The sequence below is a fragment of the Erythrobacter sp. NE805 genome, from assembly GCF_046452355.1.
Lineage (GTDB): Bacteria > Pseudomonadota > Alphaproteobacteria > Sphingomonadales > Sphingomonadaceae > Erythrobacter.
The window spans coordinates 1,456,010-1,477,898 of record NZ_JBKFDI010000001.1; the positions used below are offsets into that span (position 1 = coordinate 1,456,010).

The window sequence follows — 21,889 nt, forward strand, 5'->3', positions numbered from 1 at the left end:
GCCCGGCAACTCATGGGATGAGAGCTTGATGCCAACCACCGCGTCTGACGACATTGATATTCTCGAGAAAGCCAAGCGCCTCCTCGCGCCGGACTACGTGCCGAGCGACGACGAGGAGTACATGAGCGAGCGCCAGCAGGCCTATTTCCGGATGCTGCTGATCGAGTGGAAGCGCTCGATTCACTCGGCCGCGGGGCAGACCCTCCAGTCGCTCCAGGACGGGCCGATCCGCGAGGCGGACCTCACCGACCGCGCCTCGAGCGAGACCGACTGGGGCATCGAACTGCGCACCCGCGACCGCCAGCGCAAGCTCGTTGCCAAGATCGACGCCGCGCTGCGCCGCATCGATTCGGGCGAATACGGCTATTGCGAGGTGACCGGCGACCCGATCGGCCTGCGGCGCCTGATCGCCCGCCCGGTCGCCACCATGACCGTCGAGGCGCAGGAAGCCCACGAGCGCCGCGAGAAGGTCTCGCGGGACGATTGAGCGTAACCGCCGCGCGGGAAACCGTGCCGCGGCGGGACAGTTTGCAACAAGCAGGCTCTTCGGGCCACGCGCTTAACCGCTTGTTTACCGCGATGAAGCATCGTTCCCGCGCATGCCGGCACCTGCCTCCGGCATGAGTGGGGCAAACATCCAGTTCGGCTCGAGGAGACGATCGGCGCATGACGGGGGTTGAAACACGCAGCGTCGCGCGCGACAGCCTGTTTCTGCTGGCTGACATCCGCATCGAACAGGGCGCGGAGGTTCATCGCGTCCGGGTCCGCAATCTCTCCGACGGCGGCATGATGGGCGAGGGCCCGCTGCGCGTGCAACGCGGGCACCGCGTCGCGGTCGAGCTGCGCCACATCGGCAGCGTCGGCGGCACCGTCGCCTGGGTGCAGGACAACCGCTTCGGCGTCGCCTTCGACGAGGAAATCGATTCACAGAAGGCGCGCCGCCCGCTCCAGACCTCGGACGACCCAACCTCTGCGCTCATCGTGCCTTCCCGCGCCCACCGCGCCCCGCCTCCGCCGCATCCGAGCCAGCTCCGCAAGATCTGATCTTCCCCGACGCGCTCCACGACAAGCTGACCTGCGCCGCGCGACCTGCTAGGGCTCGTGGCCGATGCGATTCTGGCTGCTCCTGCTCGCTGTCCCGGCCCTTGCGTCCTGCGGCGCCTCGGATGCCGACGGGCCGGTCGACGTCGCGGTGATCGGCGCGCCCGACAGTCTCCTCCAGCAGGGCGTGCGCCTCGCCCCCCCGGCCCAGCAAATCCGCGCCGCGACCCGCGAAGGGCTCGTCGCGCTCGACCAGGCGGGGCAGGTCGTGCCCGCCCTCGCCGAGCGCTGGATCGTCACCGACGACGGGCTGAGCTACATTTTCCGCCTGCGCGACACCACCTGGCCGGGCGGCGGGGAGATCACCGCTAACGACGTCCGCCAGCAGCTGCGCGACGCGATCGGCCGGGTGCGCGGCACATCGCTCGGGCTCGACCTCGCCGCGGTGCGCGACATCCGGGCGATGACCGGACGGGTGGTCGAGGTGCGGCTCACCGCGCCGATGCCCGATCTCCTGCGCCTGCTCGCCCAGCCCGAACTCGGGTTCGCCAAGGCTGGCCGCGGCACCGGGCCGATGACGCTGGCGCGCGGGAAGGGCAAGGATCGTGGCATCCTGCGCCTCACCGCGCTCCCGCCGGAAGCCCGCGGACTGCCGGCGCGCGAGGACTGGGAGGAGCTCGCCCGTCCCGTCGCGGTGCGCGCCGCACCGGTCGGCGAGGCGGTCGCCGCCTTCTCGCGCGGGGACGTCGACCTGGTGCTCGGCGGAACGCTCGTGGACTTCCCGCAGGCCGAGGCCGGTCCGCTGTCGCGCGGAACGATCCAGGTCGATCCGGCTATCGGCCTGCTCGGCCTCGCCGTGCGCCGCGAGACCGGCCTGCTCGCCGACCCGGCGCGGCGCGAGGCGCTGTCGATGGCGATCGACCGGGGCGCGCTGATCGGCAGCTTCGGGATCAGCGGCTGGCGCGAGAGCACCTGGATCGTCCCGCCCCAGGCCTACCCCGAACCTCCCTACGCTGCGGACCGCTGGAACGGCGCCTCGCTCGCCGAACGCCGCGCGGTCGCTGCCGGGCGCATCCGTGCCTGGGCCGGGCCGGGTCGCGAGGCGATCGTCACGCTCGCCCTTCCCGACGGCCCGGGGAGCGACCTCCTGCTCGAGCGGCTCGCCGAGGACTGGGGCGCGATCGGCGTCGGCGTGCGGCGCGCGCGGCGCGGCGAAGCGGCCGATCTCGAGCTGCGCGACACGCTCGCCCGCTACGGCTCGCCGCTGTGGTATCTCAACCAGTTCAACTGCACCCTCGGGCAAGGGCTGTGCGACCCGGCGGCCGACAAGCTGGTGCGGTGGTCGCTGACCGAGCGCGATCCGGCCACGCGCGAGCGGCTGCTGGTCGAGGCCCATGCCTCGCTGGTCGAGCGCGAGGTCTACATCCCCCTCGGCGCTCCCGTGCGCTGGTCGCTGGTGCGGGCGTCGCTGCGCAACTACCTCGCGAACGGCTGGGCCTTCCACCCCTTGTTCCCGCTCTCCCAGCCCACCACATGAGGCCCATGGACACGACCAATTCGCGCCGCGCCCGTCCCCTGGGCCTCACCGTGCCGACCGGCACCGACGCCGTTTCGGTGCGCGCGCGGGTGACCGCGATGGAGAAGCTGCTCGAGCGCAGTTTCACCATTCCCGGCTTGGGCGTGCCCGTCGGTCTCGACGCGCTGGTCGGCCTCGTGCCGGTGCTGGGCGAGGTCGTCACCGCAGCGATGGGCGCCTACATCGTCTGGGAGGCGAGGAACCTCGGCCTGCCGAAATGGAAGCTCGCGCGGATGGGGGCGAACGTGCTGTTCGACACCGCGATCGGCGCGATCCCGCTGGTGGGCGACGCCGCGGACCTGCTGTTCCGCTCGAACTCGCGGAACCTCGGGATCCTGCTCCGCCATCTCGACAAGCACCACCCCGAGACACGGGTGATCGAGGGGTAGTTTCCTCGCGGGCTCGCGCGCGCTAGGGGCGGGACATGAGCGCCGATGTCACCTACGCGAGCTACCTCGATCTTGGCCGCATCCTCGCGGCCCAGCATCCCGCCTCGGATGCCCATGACGAGCTGCTCTTCATCATCGTCCACCAGGCGAGCGAGCTGTGGCTCAAGCTGTGCCTCCACGAGCTGACCGGCGCGCGCGAGTGCATCGAGGCCGACGACCTGCGCCCGGCCTTCAAGATGCTCGCGCGGGTGGCGCGGGCGCAGCAGCAGCTGATCCAGAGCTGGGACGTGCTCAGCACCATGACCCCGCACGACTACTCGGCGATCCGCCCGCACCTCGGCCCCTCGAGCGGGTTCCAGTCGGCGCAGTACCGGATGATGGAATTCATGCTCGGCGGGCGCGACAGGAAGCATGTTCGCCTACACAAGTCCAACGCCGACTGGGCCGGGCGGCTCGAGGCGGAAGCGGGGCGGGCGAGCCTCTACGACGCCGCGATCCGGCTGCTCGCGCGGCGTGGATTCGCGATCGATGCGGGCGTGCTGGAGCGCGATCTGACCGCGCCCTACGCCCCCGACGCCAGCGTCGAGGCGGCGTGGGCGGCGATCTACCGCGACCCGCAGAGCCACTGGGACCTGTATGAATTCGCCGAGAAACTCGTCGATCTCGAATACCATTTCCAACGCTGGCGCTTCGGGCACCTCAAGACCGTGGAGCGGATCATCGGCTTCAAGCGGGGCACCGGGGGGACCGCCGGGGTGCCCTATCTCGAAGGCGTCCTGAAGCAGGCCTTCTTCCCCGAGCTCCTCAGCGTGAGGACCGCGATATGACCCCCGACCAACGCGCCGCCGAGTTCGACGCTGCCGATCCGCTGGCGGGGTATCGCGAGCGCTTCATCTTGCCCGAAAACGTCATCTATCTGGACGGAAACTCACTCGGAGCCCTGCCTAGGGCCACCTTGGAGGGGGTGTCGAGGGAGCTTCGGGAGGCTTGGGGCGGGGGTCTGATCCGCTCGTGGAACGATGCGGGCTGGTTCGAGGCGCCCGCCCGGGTCGGTGCCAAGATCGCACCTCTGATCGGGGCTGCCCCCCACGAGGTGATCGCCTGCGATTCGACCAGCGTGAACCTCTTCAAGCTGATCGCCGCGGCCCTCGCCATGCGTCCAGGCCGCAAGGTGGTGCTGTCGGAGCCCGGCAACTTCCCGACCGACCTCTACATGATCGCAGGACTCGAGGCACAGGGGCTTGCGGAGCGCCGGCTGGCGGAGCGCGAGCGGCTGGCCGAGGCGCTGGACGGCGAGGTTGCGCTGCTGCTGCTCACCCATGTCCACTTCAAGACCGGTGCGCTGCACGACATGGCTGCGCTGACCCGCGCGGCGCACGAGGCGGGGGCACTGGTGCTGTGGGACCTGTCGCACTCGACCGGGGCGCTGCCGGTCGACCTGAATGCGGCGGGCGCGGATTTCGCGGTTGGCTGCGGCTACAAGTACCTGTGCGGCGGGCCCGGCGCCCCGGCGTTCGCCTTCGTCGCCGAGCGGCACCAAGCAGACCTCCAGCAGCCGCTCACCGGCTGGTTCGGCCACGCCGCGCCTTTCGCCTTCTCCGACGACTACGAGGGCGCGCCGGGCATCGCGCGGATGCAGTGCGGCACTCCGCCGGTGCTCGGGCTGGCCGCGCTGGAAATCGGGGTCGACCTGATCGCCGAAATCGGCGTCGGGCGGCTCTACGAGAAGTCGCAGGCGCTCTCGAGCTTCTTCCTCGATTGCCTGAAGGCCCACGGCGTGGACCTCGAGCTGGTCAGCCCCGCGCGGAGCGACGAGCGGGGGAGCCAACTGTCGTTCCGCCACCCGGAGGCCTACGCGATCTGCCAGGCGCTGATCGCGCGGGGCGTGATCGGCGACTTCCGCGCGCCCGACGTGCTGCGGCTGGGCTTCGCGCCCGCCTATCTCAGCTTCGCCGACATGGCCGCCGCCGCCCGCCACCTCGCCGAGGTGCTGGCGACCGGCGAATGGCAGGCCGCCGAGTTCAACCGGCGCGCTGCCGTGACCTAGCCGACCGTTCTTTCCGCCTTGTCCTTCTCGTTGGTGCCCTTGATCATCGCGCGCATCTGCTCCCACTCGGCATCGCCTAATGCGTGGAGCATCGGGTAGAAGGTCCCGCCGGTCGCCTGGAAGCCCGCGCCGTCGATGGCGATGGTCTGCCCGTTCACATATTCTGCGCCCGGCCCCATCAGGAACACGGCGAGATTGGCGAGCTCGTGCATCTCGCCCGCGCGGCCCAGCGGGTTCATGGAATTGTTCGAATTGCCGCCCGATCCGCCCGGATTGAGCCGCGCGCTCATGCCCTTGGTCGGGAAGAGGCCCGGGGCAATGGCGTTGAACCTCAGCCCATAGCGGCCCCATTCGGTGGCGAGGCTCTGGGTCATGGCGTTGATCGCGGTCTTGCTCATCGCGCTCGGCACCACGAAGGCGCTGCCCGACCACACCCAGGTGGTGAGGATCGAGAGGAAGCTCGCGCGCTTCTTCTCGGCGATCAACCGCTTGCCGATGTCGAGCGTCACGTAGAAGGTGCCGCGCATGACGATGTCGGCGATGGCGTTGAAACCGTTGACCGAGAGGTCCTCGGTGCGGCTGATGAAGTTGCCGGCAGCGTTGTTGACCACGCCGGTGAGCGCCCCGCCGTCGGCCCAGATCGCGTCGACCATCGCGTGGATTGCGTCGGCGTCACGAATGTCGCAGGCCATCCCGACGATCTTCCCGCCGTGCAGCTTCGTCAGCTCCTCGGCGGTCTCGTCGAGCTTCCCCTGGCGGCGGCCGCAGATGTAGACGGTCGCGCCGAGCTTCAGGAAGGCCTCCGCCATCTCGCGCCCGAGCCCGGTGCCGCCGCCGGTGACAAGAATGCGCTCGCCCGCCATCAGGCCCTCGCGGAACATCAGCTTCGATACGTCCATTGTGTGCGTCCTCTCCTCTCGTCATTGCGAGCGGAGCGAAGCAATCCATGGACTGCCCTTCCGCCCCGCTCGCAACGTCAGTCCATGGATTGCCGCGCCGCCTCACGGCGGCTCGCAATGACGAAGTGGCCGGGCCTCAAAGCCCCAGCACGGTCTTCGCGATGATGTTCTTCTGCACCTCGTCCGAGCCGCCGAAGATCGTCGCCGCGCGGTTGTTGAGGTAGCGGCCCATCGCGGTCTGGGCATATTCGCTGCCGACCGGCTCGGGCGCCTCGTTGCCGTAGAGCGGGCGCTCGAGCGGCAGTTGCAGCGCGTCGGGGCCGAGCAGTTCGAGCCGCAGCGTATCGACCTGCTGGCCGATGTTCGAGCTCAGCAGCTTGACCAGCGAGGTCTGCGGCCCCGGCGCGTGGCCCTTGGCGAGCTCGGCGAGGATGCGCAGCTCGGTCACTTCCAGCGCCTCGGCCTCGAGTCGCACGCGGGCGAGCCGGTCGCGGAAGCGCGGGTCATGCGCGATCGCGCCGTTGACGCCCGAGGGCTGGGTCCGGGCGAGCTGCTCGAGGCGGTCGATCGACTGGAGCAGGCGCGGGGCGAAGCACGATCCGCCGCGCTCGTTCTCGAGCAGGAACTTGGCGATGCTCCAGCCCTGGCCTTCCTCGCCGATGCGGTTCGCGACGGGCGTGCGCGCCTCGGTGAAGAACACCGCGTTGACCTCGTGGTCGCCCGACATCGAGACGATCGGGGTCACCTCGACCCCGGGTTGGTCCATCGGCACGAGCAGGAAGCTGATCCCCTGCTGCTTCTTGACGCTGGCGTCGGTGCGGACGAGCGCGAAGATCCAGTTGGCGTGGTGCGCGTGGGTGGTCCAGATCTTGGAGCCGTTGATGACGTATTCGTCGCCCTCCAGCCGCGCGCTCGTCTTCAGCGAGGCGAGGTCCGAGCCGCTCCCCGGCTCGGAATAGCCCTGGCACCAGTAATCGTCGCCCGAGAGGATGCCGGGCAGGAAGCGGGCCTTCTGCTCGGGCGTGCCGAAGGCGCAGATCACCGGGCCGACGAGCCTGAGGCCGAGGATCGCGAGCGCGGGCGCGCCGGCCAGCGCGCATTCCTTCTCGAAGATGAACTTCTGCGTCGGGGTCCAGCCCGTGCCGCCGTCCTCCTTCGGCCAGTGGGGGGCGACCCAGCCCTTCCGGTAGAGGATGCGGTGCCACTCCATGCCGATATCGGGCTCGACGAACACGCCCGGGGTCCGGCGCGCGCCGTCGCGCAGCCGCTCGGGCAGGTTGTCCTTGAGGAACGCGCGCACTTCCTCGCGGAAGGCGATGTCCTCAGGGGAGAAGTCCATGTCCATTTCGTGTCAGTCCCAGTTGCGATCCCTTGCGGTACGGCCGTCCGACCGCCCCGGCTTCAATCCCCGTCCCGCGTTTCGTCTCTTTGGGCCCATGCGATCGTCCGCCGCAGCAGGTCGTAGTAGACGTCGTAGTTCCAGGCGCACATTTCCTTGTGCGGGTAGAAGTCGGCCATGCCCGGGAGGTCGTAGTGCCCGCGGCAATGGCCCAGGGCATTGTATACGATCCGGCCCGCGCCGATGTCCCTCGTATAAACGATAGGCACGGTGGTCTTGTCCCACTGCGCGTCGACGAAGCCGGTCGCCTCGCCTTCGAAGGTGGTCTGCATGAGAGTGTCGATGGGGGCGGTGGTCCTGGAGAGGTAGAGCTCGTCCACCACCTCGAAGTCGGCGATCCCGCGCGTCAGCTCGTGGTCCTTGTTGACCACCTCGACCGGGAACTTGCCGATCGGCGGGTGCGCCTTGAACTGGGTGCCGAGCATCTCCATCACGTCGGGCCGGGTCTCGGGGGCATCGACGAGGCCCTCGGCGGTGAACACGAGGATCGAGTTGGTGCCGTGGAGCGCCATCCACTTGCCGCCCTTGTCGAGCCAGGCCTTGAGCTGCGCGGCCTGTTCCTCGGTCGGCATCAGATCGCAGGTGTAGGTGATGAGGAAGCGGCACGCCTCGAGCCGCTCGAGCCCCGAATAGTCGCAGGCGACCGTGGTGCGGATGTGCGGGTGCTCGGCGAGGAGCTTGAGGATCTCGAGCCGGGGGTAGTCGATGTCGTGATACTTGCCCGCGGCGATGAAGTGCGCGTCGATACGGGTGGCGGGTTGTTCGGCCATTGTGTCCTAGCTCCTGATCGACCCGCCGCCGTCGACGGTGAGGTCGCAGCCGGTGGTGAAACTCGCCTCGTCGCTGGCGAGGAAGACGACGGCGCGCGCCACTTCCTCGGGCTCGCCGATGCGGTTCATCGGGTGGGTGGCGGCGAACTGGGTCTCGATCGCCTCGGGGTCGGCAGCGCCGGAGAACTTGTAGCGCTCGTACATCGGCGTGCGGATCGCGCCGGGGTGGACCATGTTGACGCGGATCGGCAGGCCGCGCTCGGCGAGGTCGAGAGCCACCGATTGCGTGAGGCCCCTGAGGCCCGTCTTGGAGGCCGAGTAAGCGGCGACGAAAGCAGCCGGGCGCAGCGCGATCATCGAGCCGATGTTGACGATCGCGCAGGGCTCGCCGCTCGCCTCCATCGCGGGGATCGCGGCGCGCATGCCGTAGAAGGGGCCGTGGAGATTGATGTCGATGGTCCGCTCCCAGACGTCGAGCGCACCTTCGGGGACGTTGCCCGGCTCGGAGATACCGGCGATGTTGCACAGCACGGTGAGCTTGCCGAACTTCGCCTGCGTTGCTGCGACGGCGGCCTCCCACTGCGCGAGGTCGCGCACGTCGAGCGGCGTCGCCGCCGCGCGCTCGCCCAGTTCGGCGGCGAGGGCCTGCGCCTTCTCGAGCTGCACATCGCCGAGCATCACGCTGCCGCCCTCGGCGACGATCAGCCGCGCGACCGCCGCCCCGATCCCCTCCGCGCCGCCCGAGACGAGCGCGACCTTGCCCTGCATCCGGCTCATTCGCGCTCCAGAATCGCGACGCCGGAGAGGCCCGGGGCGCCATAGACGTGTGAGTAGCCGAAGCGCGGGCGCCCGGGCACCTGCCGCTCACCCGCGCGGCCGCGCAGCTGGGTGACGTTTTCATAGACCTGTCTGAGGCCCGAGGCGCCGATCGGCTCCCCGCAGGCGAGGCAGCCGCCGTCGGTGTTGACGGGGAGCTTGCCGCCGTGGATCTCGGTCCAGCCGTTCGCCAGCCATTCCTCCTGCTCGCCGTCCTTGCAGAAGCCGTTCTCGGCCATGTGCATGATCTCGGCGCCGCTCTCGGTGTCCTGGAGCTGGGCGACCGAGATGTCCTCCGGGCCGACCCCCGCCTTCTCGAAGGCGGCCTGGCTGGCGAGCACGGTGGGCTTGCCGCCCTCCTCGATGCTGACCCCGGCCTGGAACACCTCGAAGGAGTTCGGCGGCCGGGTCTTCACCGCCACGGCACGGATCTTGACCCCGTCGGCGCCCAGCTCGCGCACCTTCTTCTCGCTCGCGAGGATCAGCGCCACCGCGCCCTCTGCGGGCGAGCAGAACATGTACTTGGTGAGCGGGTCGTTGATCATCGGCGCGTTCATGATCGTCTCGAGATCGACCGGGCTGCGACGCCAGGCGTGGGGTGTGATCGTGCCGTTGCGGAACGCCTTCTCCGCCACCCGGCCGAGCGTCGTGCGGCTGATGCCGTGCAATTGCATGTAGCGCTGGATCTTGAGCGCGAAGAACTGCGTGGTCAGCATCATCCCCGTCTGGCCGTACCATTCGGGGAGGCCATAGTCCGACGGCTTGGCGTTGAAGGCGCCTCTCGGATGCTTGTCGAAGCCGACCGCGAGCGCGAGGTCGTACATCCCGCTCGCGATCGCCTGCTGCGAGGCGGCGAGCGCGCTGCCGCCCGTGGCGCAGCCGTTCGCCACGTTGGTGAAGGGGAGGCTGGTCAGCCCGAGCTCGTTGACCATGATGTCGGCATTGCCCGCCGCTGCCGAGCCGCCATAGGCGCACTCGACGTCGGCCCAATCGAGCCCCGCGTCCTTCAGCGCCTCGCGCACGGCGTAGACGCCCTGCTCGCGGCCCGTGCGGCTGTCGGTGCGGCCGAAGGGGTGGATCCCGGCGCCGATGATGTAGACGTTCTCGCTCATGCGGCCTCACTCCTGGCTTGGGCGACGGGACGGAAGGCGAAGGTGTCGTAGCGCGCGTTGAACGGCACGATGCAGAATTCGAGCTCCATGCCGAGATAAAGGTCCTCGAGCCGCGCGCCCTCGATCCGGCTCTCGACGATCACCTCGCCGGGCAGCTCGACATAGCCGAGGAGATAGGGGCGGAAGTCGGGCGGGCCTTCGCCGGGTCCGGAGCCCGGGCCCTCGTAGGGTTCCTTAGGGAGGAAGCCTTGGCTCGTCCACGACCACAGCGTGCCGCGGCGCGAGAGCCTGTAGGGCTCGACGCCCTCGGCCGCATCGCCCGTCGGCATCGGGAAGACGATTTCGCCCGAGGGCAGGCGTCCGCCCATCAGGTGCGGCTCGGGGCCGTCGCTCCACAGGTTGGGGTCGATCTTTTCGCCCATCTTTCAATCCCTCCGGCGCGGCGGATCAGGCCGCCAGCGCATATTCCGCAAGCACGGTGTCGACGTCGCCGAACAGGCGGGCGAGCACCATCACGCGCTTCATCGCGTGTCCGATCGCGAGTTCGTCGGTGATCCCCATGCCGCCGTGCATCTGCACCGCCTCGCGGGCGATGGCATCGACATTGGCGGCGATGTAGGCCTTGGCCCCGGCGGCGGCGCGCTGCCAGCGCGCGGCGTCGCCCCGGTCGGTGAGCGCGGCGCGGTAGAGCATCGAGCGCGCCTGCTCCTCCTTGGCGTAGGCATCGACGAGCCGGTGCTGGAGCGCCTGAAAGCTGCCGATCGCCACGCCGAACTGCTCGCGCTCCTTCACATAGGCGAGCGTGTCGCCCAGCAGGCGCTGGCCGAGGCCGACCATCTCGGCGGCGGCATAGAGGCGCAGGTCCGCGGCGACCGCGGCGAGCCCCGAGCCGTCGAGCGCGAGCTTCCCGCTCGCCGGCGTGCGGGTCAGCCTGATCTCGCCCGCGATGCTCCCGTCGGCGAGGCGGTAGGCGCGCACTTCGAGCCCGGGGGCATCCTTCGGCACGAGGAAGCAGGCGGTCTCCCCGCCAAGGTCGGCGGTGACGATGAACAGGTCGGCGAGGAGCGCGCCCATCACCATGGTCTTCTCGCCGGCGAGGGTGAAGGAGCCGCCGTTCTCCTCGGCCTTCATGCCCTTGGCCTTGAGGCTGTAGCGCTGGCCCCGCTCGGTCCAGGCGAGGGTGGCGATGGTCGTGCCCGCGAGCACGCCTTCGAGCACTTCCCTGGCGCCGCCGCGTTCGAGCAGCAGCGCGGGCAGGATGCCGTGTTCGAGCAGCGGGTCGGGCGCATTGGCCTTGCCGATCGCCTCGGCGATCAGCGCAAGATCGAGCGCCGAGCCGCCCATCCCGCCCGCCCCCTCGCTCGCGGCGAGGGCGATCAGGCCCATCTCGGCCAGCTGCTGCCACCGCGCGCGGTCATAGCCCGTGGGCGAGAGGCGCAGCTTGCGGCGCGCCTCGACGTCGATCGGCGCGGCGAAGCGCTCCACCGAGAACACGAACATCTGCTGTTCTTCGGAAAGGTCGAAGTTCATGGATCAGGCTTTCCGGGTGCCGGCGCGCGTGAACGTGATCGGCAGGTGCGTCACGCCGCGCAGCAGGATGTTGGGAAGGATGCGGATCGCGTTCTCGTCGGCGACCGCGAAGTTGTCGAGCCGTTCGAGCAGCTCGTCGAAGGCGACCACCATCTCCTTGCGCGAGAGCATGTTGCCCACGCACATGTGCGGCCCCTTGCCGAAGGAGAGGTGGGTGCGCGCGTTGGTGCGCTCGATGTCGAACCTGTCGGGATCGGGGAACTTCTTGGGATCGCGGTTGGCCGCGGCATAGCGCAGCTGCACCACGCTGCCGGCCGGGATCGCCATGCCGCCCAGCTCGGTGTCCTGCTTGACGATCCGCCACATCCCCGCGGTCGGGGTCTCGTAGCGCAGCGCTTCCTCGACGAGGTTGCCGAGCAGCTTGGGATCGCGCCCGCCCGCGGCCGCCTTGGCCTTTTCCATCTGGTCGGGGTTGCGGATCAGCTGGAGCAGGCCGCCCGCGAGGGTGGAGGTGGTGGTCTCGTTCCCCGCCACCATGAACTGCTGCATCAGCGACATGATCTCGGGGTCGGACAGCGGCGTCTCGCCCTCGACCCGCGCCTCGACAAGGTCGGTCAGCAGGTCGTTGCCGCCGTTCGCCCGGCGGTCGTCGATCAACCCCTTGATGTAGTGCTGGAACTCGACGAGGCTGCGCGCGCATTCAAGCTTTCGCTGGTGATCGACCATCTGGCTGAAGCGGTCGACCGCGGCGTCGGACCAGGCCTTCACCCGCTTGGGATCGTCCTCGAGCCCGATCTGCCCGGCGATCATCGCCACCGGGAGCGGCACGCCGAACTCCTCGACGAACTCGCACTCGCCGCGGTCGGCGAAGGCCTCGATCAGCTCGATCGACTTCTGGCGCATGTCCGCCTCGATCGCGTTCACCCGCGGGGCCGAGAAGGCGAGGTTGACGAGCTTGCGGTTGCGGGTGTGGACCGGGTGGTCGGCGGTGAGCAGTGTCGGAAGGTCCGGCCAGCCCTCGGCGAGGATCGCCTGGATGTCCTCGTCCGCCTCGCGGCCCATCAGCGCGGTGAAATCGTTCGAGAACACCTCGGGCTTGCCCGCCGCCTCGCTGCACAGGTCGTAGGAATAGACGACCCAGGTGTTCATCCCTTCCAGATGCTCGATGGCGATCCCCGCCGCGTGCACCGCGCGGTAGTGGTCGAAGGGATCGATCAGTGTTTCAGGCGCGAACACATTGCCTTGAGGCTTGTTCATTTGCGACGGCTCCGGACCCTTGGAAATCTCGGCCGGAGCCTAACCAAACCGCCGCCCCGCTTGCGATGCGCTAATGTGTTAGGGTTGCGGCGCGCGGCGCGTCAGCCGGCGAATTCGCGCTGGAATTCAAGCATGTCGAAATAGTCGCGCCAGCCGGTGATGCGCCCGTCGGCGCCGATGTCGAAGGTGCCCATCACCCGGATTGCGGCATGGCGGCCGTCCTTGAAGGTGAAGCCGTCGGTCCGCTCGGTGAGCACGGTGTTGCCGTTCGCCGCGATCGCGTGGACCTGCCAGTCGCATCCCGAGACATTGGCGAGGAAGCCCTCGACCATCGCGCGCATCGCCGCGGTGCCGCGGATCGGCTCCATGGGGATGTTGTGGTAGACGATGTCCTCGGCACACAGCGCGAGCATCGCCTCGATGTCGCAGGCGTTCCAGTGCCCGATGAACGCCTCGACGGTGGCTTGCGGGGTCATGCGGTGTCTCCTGCGATGTAGGCGAGCGCGTTGGCGAGCAGCCGCCGCACCTCGGGATTGGCATAGGTCACCGGGCTGTCGCCGAACTGGAGATAGACCAGCGGCGCGGTGCCGACCCGCTTCGCCCAAGCGACGAGGTTGCTCCCCGGCGGGTGGTCCCAGCCCTCGTTGGAGCAGAGCGTCCCCGATATGCCGAGCGCGGCCGAGTAGAAGTGCTCCCGGTCGAAGCTGTAGTCCGAGCGGACCAGCGGCTCGACCTCGTCTTCGAAGACCTGCGCGAGGTAGAGCTCGTCGGTGACGGTGAAGGTGGCGGGCACCCCGGCGGTGACCGGGTGATCCGCGACCACGCTGGCGGTGTACTCGACGTCGTGGCGATAACCGGAATCGAGCGTCGGCACCCCGCGCACCTCGCCCGGGGTGTAGAGGAACCGCCCGCCGAGCATGTCGTGCCACTCGGGCCAGTCCGCCCACCCGGCGAGCGCATGGTGCATCGCCACCGCGCCGCGCCCGCTTGCGAAGCGTTCGACGATGGCGCGCCGGAAGGCTTCCGACGGCGGGCGCGAGGTCACCCACTTGTCGGCGAAGCTGTAGCCGCCCATGTCGTAGAACAGCACCGCGTCGGCCTCGAGCGCGCGGCCGTTCGCGACCGCCTCCTCGGCCTCGGGGTGCATCAGGTGGGTGATGTCCCACTCGCCCAGCGAAGCGAGCAGCGCGGCGAAGGCGGGGCGGTCGTAGGCGTGGCCGCCCGACAGGACGAGGAGATCGCGGGCCATGCGCGTCAGGCGATCTTGAGGATCATCTTGCCGTCATTGGTGCCCGCGAACAGCCGCATGAAGCTGTCGAAGGCGTTCTCCAGCCCCTCGTCGACGTGCTCGTCGATGGTCAGATTGCCCGCGGCGGCCCACTCCGCCATCTTCGCCGCGCCCTCGCCGAAGCGGGGGACGTAGTCGGCGACGAGCAGCCCCCGGATCTGCGCGCGCTTGACGATCAGCTGCCACAGGTTGCGGATGCCGCGCGGCGCGGTGTTGTACTCGCTGATGAGGCCGCACAGCCCCACGCGGGAATGGAGATTGAGGTTCATCAGCCCGGCATCGAGGATGATCCCGCCGACGTTCTCGAAGATCACGTCGACGCCGTCGGGGCAGGCCTCGGCGATGGCGGCGGTGAGCGCGGTTTCGCCCTTGCCGCGGTAGTCGATGGCCGCGTCGAAGCCGTACTTGTCGGTGAGGCGCGCGCATTTGGCGGGCCCCCCGGCGATGCCGACCGCGCGGCAGCCGTGAATCTTGGCGAGCTGGCCGACGAGGCTCCCGACCGCGCCGGCCGCGCCGGTGACCAGCACGGTCTCGCCGGGCTTGGGTTCGCACACCTCGAGGAAGCCGAAATAGGCGGTCATCCCGACCGCGCCGAAGATCGAAAGGTAGTTGGTGACGCTGGGCACCAGCGAGGGGTCGATCGGCTGGGTAAACCCGCCCGCCACGCCGATCGAATAGTCCTCGAGCGCGTTGAGGCCCATCACCCACTGGCCTTTCTCGAAGCCCTCGGCGCGGCTCTCCTCGACCACGCCGATGGTGCTGGCGCGCACCGGGTCGCCCAAGGGGATCGGGGGCATGTAGTTGCCTTCCGCATCCATCCACCCGCGCATCGCCGGATCGAGCGAGGCATAGTGGTTGCGGATCAGGAACTGCCCCTCGGCAAGCTCGGGCGTCGGCTCGGTGACGAGTTCGAAGTCCTCGCGCACCGGGGTGCCGTCGGGGCGGCGCTGGAGGAGGAAGCGGCGGTTGGTGGGCATTTGGATAATCTCCATTCCCGTTCGCCCTGAGCTTGTCGAAGGGCTGCACTTCCACTTGCGGCAAAGGAAGGACAGGGCTTCGCAAAGCTCAGCCCGAACGGCATTGAGGGGGTGAGAAGGTCAAGCCGGCTCCAGCTTCACCGGGATAGCGCTCTGGAGGCTCTGGCCGGTGATCGGATCGTAATCGACCACCTCGCTGACGAGCCGGTTGGTCGAGGCACCGCGCATGCGCACGTCGTCTTTCCCCGCATCGGCGTCGCCATAGGCGTGCGCCATCGAGACGATCCCGCGCCGCACCTTGTCGCTCGCCTTGACCACGCCGTGGATCGTGGCGTGGGGCGACGTGATCGCGACCAGCCCGCCTTCCTCCAACCCCAGCGCGGCGATGTCCTCGGGGTGGATGTAGGCGGGGTTGGTGGTCGTCTTGGCCTGCAGCTTCTTGAGCGGATGGCCGATCGAGTTGAACCGCGTCTTGGAACGCCGGGAGATGAGACGGAAGTCGAAGCCCTCGCGCGCCTTGCTGCCGGCTGCGTACTTGAGGATTTCGCTCGGCATCGCCCCCACCGCGAGGTCGAAACGGTGGAACTCGCTCTCGTCCACGGGCTCCACCAGCGGATGCTTTTCGGGATACATCACCGCCGCCCCGCCATTCGCGGCGCAATCGGCACGCACCTGGCTGGGGGGGACGAGGCAGCCGGCAACCGCGAGGTCGAGGAACTCCTGCTTGGTGGGCTTCCTGTCCATCGGCAGCGGCCCTCCGGCGAGGTTCATCGAAGTGCCGAGGTGATGCGCGAGCGTCCAGAACATCTCGTATTCGTCGATGCAGTCGCCCGGCGGCGCGACCACCGCCTCGGTGTACCGGGCATAGGGTTCCTCGTGCCACCATTCCGAAAGGCTGGTGATGTCCTCGCGCTCGAGACATTGCGAGGGGGCGAGGACCACATCGGCCCGCCGCGCGGAAGCGCTCATCCACGGGTCGATCTGCACGAACAGCTCGAGATCGTCGAGCGCGCGGGCCATCTTGAGCTGGTCGGGGAAGCCCACCACCGGATTGCCGCCGACCGAGATCAGCGCGCGCACCTGGCCCTCGCCGGGGGTGAGGATCTCGTCGGCGAGGACGTTGCAGGGCATTTCCCAGCCGAGATGCCCGAGCCCGCGGAAGCGCGACTTGGGCATCCCTTCCGCGCCGAACATCGGCACCGGCGGGCCGACCTGCGCGCGGCGCGCGGTCTGGTAGGGGCTGAACACGCCCGGGATCGCGGCCTTCTCGCCCTCCTGCTTGAAGCGCGCGCAAATCGTGTTGAGGCACACCACGAGGTATTCGGTGAGCGTCCCGTTCCCCGCCATTTCGGGGCCGGTGCCGGTGACCGCGCAGCCCTTGGTGCCGCCCGCGAACATCCGCGCGGCGGCGACGAGCTGCTCGGTCTCGAGCCCGGCGCGCGCCGCGGCGACCTCGGGCGGGAAGGCCTTCACCGCCTCGGCGAGCTTGTCGAACCCGTCGACATGGGCGGCGACGAAATTGCGGTCGTAGAGCCCCTCGGCGATGATGACATTCAGCATCCCCGCCAGCATCGCCGGGTCCTCGCCCGGCTTCACCGGGAGGTAAATGTCGGCGAGCCGCGCCACGTCGCTCTCGCGCGGGTCGGCGACGATCAGCTTCAGCCCCTCCATCTTCTTGTCGCGGATGCGGCGCGAGGGGCTGAACGGGGGCACGCCGCCGACCGGCGAATAGTGCGAGACGATCGGGTTGTTGCCGATGAAGAAGGCGACGTCGCTTTCCGAGAAGGTGTTCGGCCCCGCCATCCACTTGCCGTAGCGCGCCGTGGTGAAGACCTTGGCGGGCTGGTCGAGCGTCACCGAGGTGTAGAAGTTGCGGCTCCCCACTCCTTGCGCGAAGCTCAGCGAGGCGGCCATCGCGGCGGAGTTCTGGAAGCCCCCCGAGCCCATGAAAACCGCCACCGAATGGGGCCCGTGCTGGTCGATGATCCGCCGCAGCTCGCGCGCGACATGGGCGAGCGCCTCATCCATCGGCGTCGCGACGAACTCGCCCGCCGCGTTGCGCACGAGGCTGTGGTGGAGGCGGTTTTCGGAGTTGTGGCTGTCGGGCAGCTCGCGGCCCTTCATGCAGGTGTAGCCGCCATAGGCCGGATCATCGGAATCGCCGCGCACCTCGACGACCTTGCCGTCGAGCACGTCGACTTCCATCGCGCAATTGGCATGGCAGAAACGGCAGAAGGTCTTGCGAGTCTGAAAGCCCATCGTCTCTCTCCCCAATTGGCTCGGAGACTACCACAGGGGCAGGGCCGCTCGACTGACACTTTTGTCCGTGGAGGCGGCTGCGCCGCACCCGCAATAGGGCGGGAAACCAAGGAGATTGCCCGATGCCCACCACCACCCGCCAATGGCTCCTCAACGGACACCCGCGCGGCCGCGGGATCGAAATCGCAAACGACTTCAAGCTGGTGACCACCGAGCTGCCCGATCCCGCGCCCGGCCAGGTGCTGCTCAAGACCCACTATCTGGGCTTCGACCCGGCGCAGAAGGGCTGGATGGAGAACATTGCCGACTACGTCGCGCCGATGGCGATCGGCGACGTGATGCGCGGCAGCGGGATCGCCGAGGTGGTCGCCTCGAACGGCGGGCGTTTTGCGGTCGGCGACCTCGTGTTCGGCACCACCGGCTGGACCGAGTACCTCGTAACCGACGGCAAGGAACTCACCAAGGTCGAGACCGAGATTTCGCCCACCGCGGTGCTCTCGGTGCTCGGGACGACCGGCCTCACGGCCTATTGCGGCCTGTTCAAGGTCGGCAAGCCCGTCGCGGGCGACACCGTGCTGGTGAGCGGCGCGGCGGGGGCGACGGGGAGCATCGTCGGCCAGCTCGCCAAGATCGCCGGCTGCCGCGTGGTCGGCATCGCGGGCGGGCAGGACAAGTGTGACTGGCTGGTCAAGGAAGCGGGCTACGATGCTGCGATCGACTACAAGGCGGGCGACGTGAAGGCGCAGATCCGCGAGCTCTGCCCCAAGGGCGTCGACGTGATCTACGACAATGTCGGCGGCAAGATCCTCAACGACATGCTCGCCTGCATCGCCACCGGAGCGCGGGTGGTGATCTGCGGCGGGATCAGCCGCTACGAGACCGGGACGCTCCCCGCCGGCCCCGAGAACTACTTCAACCTCGTGTTTCGCCGCGGCACGATGGCGGGCTTCATCGTCCTCGACTGGGCGAGCGAGTTCCCCGGCATCCGCAAGCGGCTCGAGGGCTTCGTCAAGGACGGGCGCCTGAAATATCAGGAAGATATCCAGCACGGCTTCGAGAACGCCCCCGCGACGCTCCAGCGCCTGTTCACCGGGCAGAACCGGGGCAAGCAGATGCTGAAGCTTTGAGAGCCTGCGGCCCCACCCCCAGCCCCTCCCGCAAGCGGGAGGGGAGCGAGACTTGCCAGCTTGCTGGCTAGTCGCAGCGGGGTGGGTTCAGGTCCTCAGGCCGGTTGACGTTCATCAGCGTCCGGGAAAGCGCCACCCGGCGCGCCCCCACGTGGTCGGCGAAGCGGTAGAGCGAGCGCCCGCCGCCCGCCAGAAATGCCTCCAGGACCGGCCCTGCCGCCACCGGCCACAGCCCCACGACCGGCTGAGCCTCGACGATCGCGGCGCCCTCGCCTGCGAGGAGGCTGGCGATATCGTGAGGCAGATCAGGCACATCCACTCCGGCGGACAGGACCTCGGCGAAGCCCTGCGCGCCCGCGTGCCGGAGCGCCGCGGCGAGGCCGCCGAGCGGGCCGAGGCCGGGCTCGGGCCAGTCGGGGATGCACCTGAAGCCCGGCTCCTCGCGGCCGCACACCACGAGCCCCGCGCATTGCGCCCCGAGCGCCGTCGCCACCCGGTCGATCAGCCGCGCGCCCTCGTAACGCGCGTGGGCCTTGTCGCTGCCGAACCGCCGCGCCTGTCCGCCGGCGAGGATCGCGCCCAGAAGCCGGTGGGGTCGCCTAGTCAAAGGCCTCGGTCGCCTGGCCTTCGGCGTTGTAGACCGGCCCTTCGGCATCGACCCGGTACTTGCGGCTCACCGCAGCGGTGATCCCGAACCGGCCGATGTGATCTCGCATCCCCGTGTAGGCCGGGTCGCGGAAATGCGCGGCGAGCGCCTCCTCGCTTTCCCACTCCTCGAAGACGTTCACGCGGGCGGGGTTCATCGCGCAGGCGCTCCAGTCGTAGTGGATGCAGCCCTTCTCCGCGAGCGCCGCTTCGATGTGCGGGCGGGCGGTCCTGAGCGCCTCCTCGCGCTGGGCGGGGTCGAGGTCGATCTGCGCGGAGATCAGGATTTTGGCCATGTTTTCAGCCCTCCACCCCGAACTCGGCGACGATCCGGAAGCTGCGGCTGGTGAAGCGCCACTGGCCGTCCACCTTCGCCAGCTCGTCCTCGTAGAGGCCCCCGACATGGCGCGCCGTGCCGTCCTTCGGCTTCAGGATCTCCTGCGTCTGGACGCGCGATTTCGCCGAGTTTCCCGTGACTTCGATCATGCAGGGCACGCAGTGGAAGCTCACCGCCTCGAGCCCGCTCATCGCCCCCTTCCAGAAGGCGACGATCGCCTCCTTGCCCTTCGTTTGGTGGCCCATCAGGTCCCAGTCGGCATCCTCGGCCCAGACGCTCGCCCAGGTCTCGGGGTCGATCCGCACCACGCCATCGGCATAGGTGCCGTTCAGTTCCATGATCGCCACGCGATCCTCGAGGGGTCCTGTGAACATCGTCTCGCTCTCTCTCCCTGTGTTGGCTGCGGCTATCGGCCCCGAGGGCCGCGAACGACAATGCCCACTTTTGGGAAGGGTCGGCCCGCCCCCCTGCGTGGTAGTCGCGGGGCGGGAAGAGGAGAGAGATGATGGGACAGTTGGAAGGCAAGACGGCGGTCATTCTGGGGGCGGCCTCGGAGGGCAACATGGGCCAGACCATCGCCCGGCTGTTCGCCCGCGAAGGCGCGAGGGTCATGGTGGCGGGCCGCAAGGAGGCCCCGCTCGCCGCGCTGGCCGCTGAAATCGCTGGGGAATACACCTTGTGCGACATCACCAGCCGCGCCCATGTGAATGCCATGGCCGACAAGGCGGCGGCGACTTTCGGGCGGGTCGATATCGCCATCAACACCACCGGCTGGGGTCTGCTGGCGAGCCTCGAGGAGATCACCGAGGAGCAGCTCGACCAGATAGTCGCCTTGCAATTCAAGGGGGTGCACCACTTCCTCCAGGCCTTCGTGCGGGTCATGAGCCAGCAGCAGCCGACCGGGGGGTCGCTCATCTCGCTGTCCTCGGCGACCACCAAGGCGATCATCACCAACCACGCCGCCTATATCGGCACCAAGCGCGGCTCCGAGGCGCTGATCGAGTGCGTCGCCAATGATTACGGGCACCTAGGGATCAAGGCCAACACCGTCTCGCCCGCCTTCACCGACAGCCCGATGACCCACGAGAGCTTCCAGGTGCCGGGCCTCACCGACGCATTTCTCCCGCGTTATCCGATGGGTAGATTGAACACCGTGGACGACGTCGCCCATGCCTGCCTGTGGCTCTCGACCGACCAGGCCTATGTGACGGGGGCCAATATCCAGCCCAATGGCGGGCTCATCATGCGCGGCAATCCGCAGGCCCATGATGTCGCCGCGGCGGTCGGCGCGGCGATGGCGAAGTTGCAGGGGTGATCGCCGCCAAGGCCATGTTCCACGTGAAACACGTCCGCTGAGGTGGGTCTAGAGGGGGTCTGGAGGGGGTCTGACGGGGGTCTGGGGCGAGCCTGGCAGGGGTCTGGCACGAGCTGGCCCCCTGCTGGCCCGCGCTCAGTATTGCGCCGTCCCCCCGTCGACGCTGATCTGCTGGCCGGTGATCCCCCCGCCCGCCGCGCTCGCGAGCAGCACCGCGACCGCGGCGACCTCCTCGACCGTGTTCGGGCGCTTGATCGCGGCTTCCTGTGCAAAGAGGTCGATCATCTCCTCGAACTCGAGCCCCATCGCCTTGGCGGTCGCCGGGCCGTTGTTCCTGATGATGTCGGTGATGACGATCCCCGGGCAGATCGCGTTGACCGTCACGCCTGCCGCCCCCACCTCCCGCGCGAGGCTCTTGGTCATGCCGTTCACCGCGTGCTTGGCGGCGGAATAGGCGGTCAGCACGGGCTTTCCGTGCTTGCCCTCCATCGAGGAGATGTTGATGATCCGCCCGAAGCCTTTCCCGAGCATCGTCGGCAATGCGCGGCGCGAGGCCCAGAAGGTGGAATAGACGTTCCACTTCATTGCCTCGTCGAAGGCGTGGTCGGAGAGGTTGACGAGCGGCTGCAAGTCGCCCGCCCCGCCCGCATTGTTGACGAGGATGTCGAGCGTCCCGAAATGCTGGACAACCTTGTCGACGAAGCCCTCGAGATCGGGCTGGCTCATCACATCGCCCGCGACGAACAGCGCGTTCTCGCCCGCGCCGAGTTCCGCGAGCACCTTCGCGCCCTTTTCGGAATTGCGCGCGAAGAGCGCGACCTTGGCGCCCTCGGCGAGGAACGCCTCGGCGATCCCGCGCCCCATGCCCGCCGTGCCCCCGGTGATCGCGGCGACCTTGCCTGCCAGTTTCATGTGTTCCGTCCTCTCTCGTCATTGCGAGCGTAGCGAAGCAATCCATGGACCGAAGCGCGCAATCGCGGAGGGCGGGTCATGGATTGCCGCGTCGCCTGCGGCTCCTCGCAATGACGAATAGGGGGAACCAAGGGGCGAGGCACCTTGCCAAAATGACGGGTTGCCGCACCGCACTCGCAGGGCGTCTAACCCG

General features: G+C 68.8%; 24 protein-coding genes. 8 read left to right on the forward strand and 16 right to left on the reverse strand.

Annotation, left to right across the window (positions count from 1 at the left end; all coding sequences use genetic code 11):
- Window positions 1-28 precede the first annotated feature (28 nt).
- The 6 genes from dksA (at window position 29) to kynU (ending at window position 5,053) form a co-directional block, all read left to right on the forward strand.
- Complete coding sequence (gene dksA / locus ACLBKU_RS06920; RefSeq protein ID WP_410178790.1) at window positions 29-487, forward strand: RNA polymerase-binding protein DksA; 459 nt, start codon at window positions 29-31, stop codon at window positions 485-487.
- Window positions 488-666: 179 nt separating this feature from the next.
- Window positions 667-1,044 (forward strand): PilZ domain-containing protein, encoded by a 378-nt coding sequence (locus ACLBKU_RS06925; protein ID WP_410178791.1) that lies wholly within the window; start codon window positions 667-669, stop codon window positions 1,042-1,044.
- 64 nt (window positions 1,045-1,108) lie between these two features.
- On the forward strand, window positions 1,109-2,578 hold the full coding sequence (locus ACLBKU_RS06930; RefSeq protein ID WP_410178792.1) for an ABC transporter substrate-binding protein: 1,470 nt from the start codon (window positions 1,109-1,111) through the stop codon (window positions 2,576-2,578).
- Between the two features lie 5 nt (window positions 2,579-2,583).
- Window positions 2,584-3,006 (forward strand): DUF4112 domain-containing protein, encoded by a 423-nt coding sequence (locus ACLBKU_RS06935; protein ID WP_410178793.1) that lies wholly within the window; start codon window positions 2,584-2,586, stop codon window positions 3,004-3,006.
- A 35-nt stretch (window positions 3,007-3,041) separates the two neighbouring features.
- Window positions 3,042-3,833 (forward strand): tryptophan 2,3-dioxygenase, encoded by a 792-nt coding sequence (locus tag ACLBKU_RS06940; RefSeq protein ID WP_410178794.1) that lies wholly within the window; start codon window positions 3,042-3,044, stop codon window positions 3,831-3,833.
- Window positions 3,830-5,053 carry a kynureninase gene (kynU, locus tag ACLBKU_RS06945; RefSeq protein WP_410178795.1) on the forward strand — a complete coding sequence of 408 codons (1,224 nt, stop codon included), beginning with the start codon at window positions 3,830-3,832 and terminating at the stop codon, window positions 5,051-5,053. The genes ACLBKU_RS06940 and kynU overlap by 4 nt, the downstream gene beginning before the upstream one ends.
- On the opposite strand, the gene ACLBKU_RS06950 is transcribed toward kynU, so the two are convergent.
- From ACLBKU_RS06950 to ACLBKU_RS07005, 12 genes are all read right to left on the reverse strand, one after another.
- Window positions 5,050-5,952, reverse strand: coding sequence for an SDR family oxidoreductase (locus tag ACLBKU_RS06950; protein WP_410178796.1), 903 nt, complete (start codon window positions 5,950-5,952; stop codon window positions 5,050-5,052). The two genes, kynU and ACLBKU_RS06950, sit on opposite strands and share 4 nt — an antisense overlap.
- Before the next feature lie 136 nt (window positions 5,953-6,088).
- Window positions 6,089-7,297 (reverse strand): acyl-CoA dehydrogenase family protein, encoded by a 1,209-nt coding sequence (locus tag ACLBKU_RS06955; RefSeq protein WP_410178797.1) that lies wholly within the window; start codon window positions 7,295-7,297, stop codon window positions 6,089-6,091.
- A gap of 56 nt (window positions 7,298-7,353) precedes the next feature.
- Window positions 7,354-8,121: a ThuA domain-containing protein gene (locus ACLBKU_RS06960; protein WP_410178798.1), complete on the reverse strand. Its 768-nt coding sequence runs from the start codon at window positions 8,119-8,121 to the stop codon at window positions 7,354-7,356.
- 6 nt (window positions 8,122-8,127) lie between these two features.
- The gene (locus tag ACLBKU_RS06965; RefSeq protein WP_410178799.1) at window positions 8,128-8,898 is read right to left on the reverse strand and encodes an SDR family NAD(P)-dependent oxidoreductase; all 771 of its coding nucleotides are present in this window, start codon (window positions 8,896-8,898) and stop codon (window positions 8,128-8,130) included.
- Window positions 8,895-10,049, reverse strand: a complete 1,155-nt coding sequence (locus ACLBKU_RS06970) for a thiolase family protein (protein WP_410178800.1) — start codon at window positions 10,047-10,049, stop codon at window positions 8,895-8,897. The genes ACLBKU_RS06965 and ACLBKU_RS06970 overlap by 4 nt, the downstream gene beginning before the upstream one ends.
- Window positions 10,046-10,471, reverse strand: a complete 426-nt coding sequence (locus ACLBKU_RS06975) for a Zn-ribbon domain-containing OB-fold protein (RefSeq protein WP_410178801.1) — start codon at window positions 10,469-10,471, stop codon at window positions 10,046-10,048. The genes ACLBKU_RS06970 and ACLBKU_RS06975 overlap by 4 nt, the downstream gene beginning before the upstream one ends.
- Before the next feature lie 25 nt (window positions 10,472-10,496).
- Entirely contained in the window at window positions 10,497-11,579 is a 1,083-nt protein-coding gene (locus tag ACLBKU_RS06980) for an acyl-CoA dehydrogenase family protein (protein WP_410178802.1), read from the reverse strand.
- A gap of 3 nt (window positions 11,580-11,582) precedes the next feature.
- Window positions 11,583-12,836: a cytochrome P450 gene (locus ACLBKU_RS06985; RefSeq protein ID WP_410178803.1), complete on the reverse strand. Its 1,254-nt coding sequence runs from the start codon at window positions 12,834-12,836 to the stop codon at window positions 11,583-11,585.
- A 101-nt stretch (window positions 12,837-12,937) separates the two neighbouring features.
- Window positions 12,938-13,312: a nuclear transport factor 2 family protein gene (locus ACLBKU_RS06990; protein WP_410178804.1), complete on the reverse strand. Its 375-nt coding sequence runs from the start codon at window positions 13,310-13,312 to the stop codon at window positions 12,938-12,940.
- Window positions 13,309-14,085: a ThuA domain-containing protein gene (locus ACLBKU_RS06995; protein ID WP_410178805.1), complete on the reverse strand. Its 777-nt coding sequence runs from the start codon at window positions 14,083-14,085 to the stop codon at window positions 13,309-13,311. Before ACLBKU_RS06995 ends, ACLBKU_RS06990 begins: the two co-directional genes overlap by 4 nt.
- A gap of 5 nt (window positions 14,086-14,090) precedes the next feature.
- A complete protein-coding gene (locus ACLBKU_RS07000; RefSeq protein WP_410179011.1) occupies window positions 14,091-15,101 on the reverse strand; it encodes an NADP-dependent oxidoreductase in 1,011 nt (336 codons plus the stop codon).
- A 120-nt stretch (window positions 15,102-15,221) separates the two neighbouring features.
- Complete coding sequence (locus ACLBKU_RS07005) at window positions 15,222-17,360, reverse strand: molybdopterin-dependent oxidoreductase (protein ID WP_410178806.1); 2,139 nt, start codon at window positions 17,358-17,360, stop codon at window positions 15,222-15,224.
- A gap of 122 nt (window positions 17,361-17,482) precedes the next feature.
- Here ACLBKU_RS07005 and ACLBKU_RS07010 point away from each other — a divergent pair, with 122 nt between their 5' ends.
- Window positions 17,483-18,487, forward strand: a complete 1,005-nt coding sequence (locus tag ACLBKU_RS07010; RefSeq protein ID WP_410178807.1) for an NADP-dependent oxidoreductase — start codon at window positions 17,483-17,485, stop codon at window positions 18,485-18,487.
- A 67-nt stretch (window positions 18,488-18,554) separates the two neighbouring features.
- Here the strand turns inward: ACLBKU_RS07010 and ACLBKU_RS07015 are convergent, their stop codons facing one another.
- From ACLBKU_RS07015 to ACLBKU_RS07025, 3 genes are read right to left on the reverse strand one after another with little or no spacing between them, the layout of a single operon-like run.
- On the reverse strand, window positions 18,555-19,094 hold the full coding sequence (locus ACLBKU_RS07015; RefSeq protein WP_410178808.1) for a molybdenum cofactor guanylyltransferase: 540 nt from the start codon (window positions 19,092-19,094) through the stop codon (window positions 18,555-18,557).
- Entirely contained in the window at window positions 19,087-19,428 is a 342-nt protein-coding gene (locus ACLBKU_RS07020) for a putative quinol monooxygenase (RefSeq protein WP_410178809.1), read from the reverse strand. The genes ACLBKU_RS07015 and ACLBKU_RS07020 overlap by 8 nt, the downstream gene beginning before the upstream one ends.
- A 4-nt stretch (window positions 19,429-19,432) precedes the next feature.
- Entirely contained in the window at window positions 19,433-19,843 is a 411-nt protein-coding gene (locus tag ACLBKU_RS07025) for a nuclear transport factor 2 family protein (RefSeq protein ID WP_410178810.1), read from the reverse strand.
- A gap of 128 nt (window positions 19,844-19,971) precedes the next feature.
- Between ACLBKU_RS07025 and ACLBKU_RS07030 the strand changes: the two genes are divergently transcribed.
- Entirely contained in the window at window positions 19,972-20,784 is an 813-nt protein-coding gene (locus ACLBKU_RS07030) for an SDR family NAD(P)-dependent oxidoreductase (protein WP_410178811.1), read from the forward strand.
- A gap of 135 nt (window positions 20,785-20,919) precedes the next feature.
- On the opposite strand, the gene ACLBKU_RS07035 is transcribed toward ACLBKU_RS07030, so the two are convergent.
- The gene (locus ACLBKU_RS07035; RefSeq protein WP_410178812.1) at window positions 20,920-21,696 is read right to left on the reverse strand and encodes an SDR family NAD(P)-dependent oxidoreductase; all 777 of its coding nucleotides are present in this window, start codon (window positions 21,694-21,696) and stop codon (window positions 20,920-20,922) included.
- Between the last annotated feature and the right edge of the window lie 193 nt (window positions 21,697-21,889).